Annotated in this window: 5 protein-coding genes and 1 pseudogene; 4 read left to right on the top strand and 2 right to left on the bottom strand. The window is 63.4% G+C overall.

Annotated features, from left to right (window positions below; all coding sequences use genetic code 11):
- Nucleotides 1-73: 73 nt before the first annotated feature.
- Nucleotides 74-1369, bottom strand: coding sequence for an MFS transporter (locus PV761_RS24050; protein WP_347900028.1), 1296 nt, complete (start codon nucleotides 1367-1369; stop codon nucleotides 74-76).
- A gap of 58 nt (nucleotides 1370-1427) precedes the next feature.
- On the bottom strand, nucleotides 1428-2075 hold the full coding sequence (locus PV761_RS24045) for a hypothetical protein (protein WP_347900027.1): 648 nt from the start codon (nucleotides 2073-2075) through the stop codon (nucleotides 1428-1430).
- Between the two features lie 92 nt (nucleotides 2076-2167).
- Between PV761_RS24045 and PV761_RS24040 the strand changes: the two genes are divergently transcribed.
- The 4 genes and pseudogenes from PV761_RS24040 to aspA form a co-directional block, all read left to right on the top strand.
- Entirely contained in the window at nucleotides 2168-2974 is an 807-nt protein-coding gene (locus tag PV761_RS24040) for a DeoR/GlpR family DNA-binding transcription regulator (protein WP_028271269.1), read from the top strand.
- A 77-nt stretch (nucleotides 2975-3051) separates the two neighbouring features.
- Nucleotides 3052-3303 (top strand): DUF2630 family protein, encoded by a 252-nt coding sequence (locus PV761_RS24035; RefSeq protein ID WP_347900026.1) that lies wholly within the window; start codon nucleotides 3052-3054, stop codon nucleotides 3301-3303.
- Between the two features lie 90 nt (nucleotides 3304-3393).
- Nucleotides 3394-4122, top strand: a complete 729-nt coding sequence (locus tag PV761_RS24030; protein WP_043438616.1) for a FadR/GntR family transcriptional regulator — start codon at nucleotides 3394-3396, stop codon at nucleotides 4120-4122.
- 193 nt (nucleotides 4123-4315) lie between these two features.
- Nucleotides 4316-4482, top strand: a pseudogene (aspA, locus tag PV761_RS24025) (aspartate ammonia-lyase); the annotation flags it as partial.

Below are 4482 nucleotides of genomic sequence, written 5' to 3'. Positions count from 1 at the left end.
TGACCAGAACACGCCGCTAGACGGCCATTGGTGGCGTTCCACCCGCCCCGCAACCGCGTTGTTCAGCAGCCTCCTAGGCCGAGATAGCCGCGCGGCGGTCCTTGACGAAGATGCCGTAGGACAGGGCACCGACGATCAGCAGCATGCCGCCGATTAGGAACACTAGCGTGTAGTTGCCGCCGGTCTCGTTCAGGATGAACCCGGTGACGATCGGTGCCACCGCGGCGCCGAGGAACCCGCCGAAGTTCTGGATCGCGCCCAGGGATGCCACCTGGTTGGATTCCGCGATATCCGACGCCAGTGTCCAGAGGACCCCGATCGGCACCTGGGCCGCGAAGTAGCCGACGGACAGCAGCACGATGGCCAGTGCCGTGTTCTCGACGTACGCCACCGGAAGCACAGCGGCAGCGGCGAGGAGTGCACCACCCACGATCGGGATCTTGCGGGCCGTGATGGTGGGGACTCCGCGTTTGATCAGTTTGCCGGAGAGGATGCCGCCGGTCAGGACACCGATGACGCCGCACAGGAACGGCAGGCCTGCGAGCCAGCCGATCTGACTCAGGCTGAAGCCGCGTGCGGTCTGGAGGTAGCTGGGCAGCCAGGTGAGGTAGACCCACACCGTGTAGAAGATGCCGAACGCGCCGAGGACCATGAACCAGGTGTTCTTCTGCTTGAGGAGTTCGCCCCAGCCGGCCTGCCTTTCCTTCGGCTGCTGCTGTTCCTCGAACTCGGCGCCCTTGATGATGAACTGTTCCTTCATCGTGGGGTCGCGGTAGATCCGCAGCCAGACCAGGGCAATGACGATGCCGAAGGCGCCGATAACGACGAACATGCCGCGCCACGTCATGGTGAGCATCAGGAACGTCAGCAGCGGCGGCGCAATCGCGTTGGCAATCTGTGAACCGGTGTTAACGATTGAGACCGGCAATGCCCGCTCGGTCTTATTGAACCACTTGTCCGCCACCTTGAGCCCCGATGTGAAGAACGGGGACTCGGAGATACCCAGCGCAACACGGGCCGCGTAAAGGAAGCCGAAGGAGTTGGCCAGCGCCGACAGCATGGACACGATGGACCACAACCCCGCCGCCCAGGCGAACATCTTCTTCGGTCCGAACCGGTCCACGAGGTAGCCGGCGGGAAGGTTCGCGATGGCATAAGGCCAGGAGAACGCCGAAAGCAACAGGCCCATCTGCAGGGTGTTGAGGCCGAATTCCTTGGCGATGGTGGTGTTGGCGATGCTGAGGTTGTTGCGGTCCAGGTAGTTGACGATGCCGCCGATGACGAGCAGCGCGATCAGGTACCACCTGATCCGGACGCTCTTCAACGGCTTCTCCTGGGACGTATCGATTTCTGCTGAAGCTTGGCTCATGCAGCTCACTCCTTTGTGTTCTGGCGACAGTGGCTGTCGGTTCTGGGGGTTCCCGGGCTTAGCGGCGGGCGTCGTCGATTGCTGCGAGGAACGTCCGTGCCGCCTGGGACACGAGTCCGTAATCGCCGTCGTTCTGGGCAGCTTTGGTGACAAAGCTGCCCACGCCGACGGCGGTCACACCCGCAGCGAACCACGCTGCGACGTTCTCCGGAGTCACCCCGCCTGACGGCATGATGGGTGCCTGCGGCAAGGGCGCCATGATTGTTTTCACGTAAGCCGGTCCGCCGAGTTCGGCGGGGAACAGCTTGACGATGTCGGCGCCGGCTTCGAGCGTGTTGAGCACCTCGGTGGGGGTGAACGCGCCACTCGCGGTGACCGCCTGGTACCGGTTGGCGGTGGCGATCATGTTGGGGTTCAGTTGTGGGCTGACCAGCAGACGCGCACCTGCCGAAACCGAGGCGTAGGCCGCTTCGGCATCGAGGACGGTACCTGCTCCCACCACAATGCCTTGGTCGCCGTACTTGTCAGCAAGGCGCTCAATGACGCCGAGCGCACCGGGAACAGTCAACGGGACCTCGACGGCGCGGATGCCGCCGTCGATGGCGGCCTCGGCAACGCGGTAGGCCTCGTCGGCCGAATCCAGCCGGGCGATCAGCAGGGCGCCGGTTCGGACGATGGTCTCTAGGGTCTCAAATTTGTTTAACATCAATTAAGAGATTACCCCAAATATTCACAAATCAGAACAGTGTGTGAAAAGTTGTTAAGATGGTTGTGACGACATCCCCGAAGGAGCCCCTCGTGAGCACGACAGCACGACCGCTGATCCCCGAGCAGCGCCACCAGGAGATCCTCCGGCTGCTTCGGCGCGAAGGCGTCCTGAGCATCCGCAGCCTCACGGATTACATGAACGTCTCCCACATGACCGTCCGGCGGGACATCACGGCGCTGGAGGACCTGGGCCAAGTGGTGTCCGTCCAGGGCGGCGTACGCCTGGCGGAGTGGACCAGCCAAGAGCCGCCTCGGGAACGCGAGTTCAGGGCGCAGCTGGAACTGCCCCGCAAGCAGGCCATCGCTGAACTCGCGGCAGGGTTCGTGGAGGATGACATGGTGATTTTCCTCGACGCGGGCACCACCTGCCAGTCCGTGGTCCCCTACCTTGGCGGACACAAGAACCTCACGGTGGTCACCAACGACTTCTATGTGGTCACCAGCCTCTTCGCATATCCGAACATCGAGACAATACATACCGGCGGCATCGTGGACCCCTCCAGCGCATCCAGCTGCGGTCGCATCGCCGCGGACGCCATCAAGTCCATCAACATCGATTTGTTCTTCCTCAGCACCGGCACGTGGAACATGTCCCGGGGCGTCACGACGCCGTCCATGGACAAGGTGGAAGTGAAGCTGGCAGCCCTGGAGGCTTCGTCGTCGTGCTTCCTGCTGGCGGACAGCACCAAATTCGGCACCGTTTCCAAGTTCAACGTGGCACCGCTTGAAAAGCTTGACGCCGTGGTGACGGACGAGCAGCTCTCTGGGGAAATGCAGGAGAACATCCGGGATCTGGGCGTCGCTGTGCACGTGGCCACATTGGGGAAGTCGGCCTAACCCGGGCCGACAGGTTCTGGTCAGGCACCGCGGGCGACACTACGCTGGCTGGTACCCCCGCCAGGAAGAAGGACACCGTGGACGAACAGGACATCCTGCAACGCATCCAAGGACTCGTTGAGGAGGAACGCGAGCTTCGCGAAAAAGCGGAATCTGCTGCGCCCGGGCCGGAGCATGCCCCAGACCGCACGCGGCTCAAGCGCATCGAAGAGGACCTGGACCAGTGCTGGGACCTGCTTCGCCAGCGGCGGGCCAAGGTGCAGTACGGGGAGAACCCGGACGAAGCGGCACCGCGGCCGGTCAAGCAGGTGGAGGACTACCGCGGCTGACCTGGCTGCGGCGAGCCGTTCTGCGGGCACAGCAACCGCAACATTCAGGACACCTTTGACACGCCGTGTGACAGGTGCCATAGTTTCAGCATGGACCTGTTGGACAGCTGGACAGCTGCACAAGATCGAGTTGTACGCGTTGGCGCGGCTGAGGCGGTCTTCGCATCCCTCCGTAGCGCTATCGAAGGCGGCAGGATCCCGGTCGGCACCCGCCTCGACTCGGAGGCATCCCTTGCAAAGCAGTACGGCGTGAGCCGCACGATGGTCAGGGAGGCGCTACGTTCATGCACCGCATTGGGGCTGACCGCCACCCACACAGGCAAGGGCACCTTCGTCATTGCTGACAAAGTTGCCCAGGACCTCAAACTTGGCAAGTACTCGGCAAGCGCCCTCGTGGAGGCACGTCCCCACGTGGAAGTGCCTGCCGCTGGGCTTGCTGCGCAACGCCGCAGCAGCGAGGACCTGGAAGCCCTCCGGGAGATCCTGCGCGAAATGTCCGAGGAGGACGATCTCCAGCAGTGGGTGCTTCTGAATACCGAGTTCCACGTGACCATCGCCCGGTGCAGCGGCAATGGCGTGTTCGAATCGTTCCTCTCAGACATCTGCGACGCCATGGCCAACCAGTCGAACACACTCAACCTCGTGGCTGACCGGCGCAAGGAATCGGGTGAGGAGCACGCCCGCATCTTCGCTGCCATCGAGAGCGGATCAGCCGAGGAAGCATCCCAAGCCATGAGAATGCATCTGCACGGGGTGGAATGCGCCCTGGGCACCATCGTCCCCGGAAGCGGGAACTCCAGGGCCGGCCATACGCGCTAGCTCCTAAACCCCGAACCGTACCCACCTTCCCCTGGCTTGCCCTTTCCGCGGCAAGCCCCGCCCCGCCTCCTTGCTGTGGCATAGCCATGCCACCGTGCAGGCTGAGGCGTCACTCCCGCCTGCCCCGGCCCCAGATCCGTACCGCCCAAAATTTTTCGTCCAAGCCCGTCAACGAAGCCCTGTGAGGACCCCAATGAACACATCCCCCACCACCCTGGACACCCGCTCCGAACACGACCTGCTGGGTGACCGCGATGTCCCTGCCGCCGCGTACTGGGGTGTCCACACGCTCCGCGCCGTGGAGAACTTCCCCATCACCGGCCAGCCGCTGTCCTCCAACATGTACCTGGTCCGCGGCCT

Source organism: Arthrobacter sp. CC3, assembly GCF_039907775.1.
Taxonomy (GTDB): Bacteria; Actinomycetota; Actinomycetes; order Actinomycetales; family Micrococcaceae; genus Arthrobacter.
The sequence above is the reverse complement of the archived record's forward strand: the minus strand, read 5'-3'. Positions and strand labels throughout refer to the sequence as shown.

What these genes read in the sequence shown, in the direction of transcription:
- PV761_RS24030 (WP_043438616.1), top strand. Translation starts at nt 3,394, where the DNA reads ATGGACCTGTTGGACAGCTGGACAGCTGCACAAGATCGAGTTGTACGC.
- PV761_RS24045 (WP_347900027.1), bottom strand. Translation starts at nt 2,075, where the DNA reads ATGTTAAACAAATTTGAGACCCTAGAGACCATCGTCCGAACCGGCGCC.
- PV761_RS24050 (WP_347900028.1), bottom strand. Translation starts at nt 1,369, where the DNA reads ATGAGCCAAGCTTCAGCAGAAATCGATACGTCCCAGGAGAAGCCGTTG.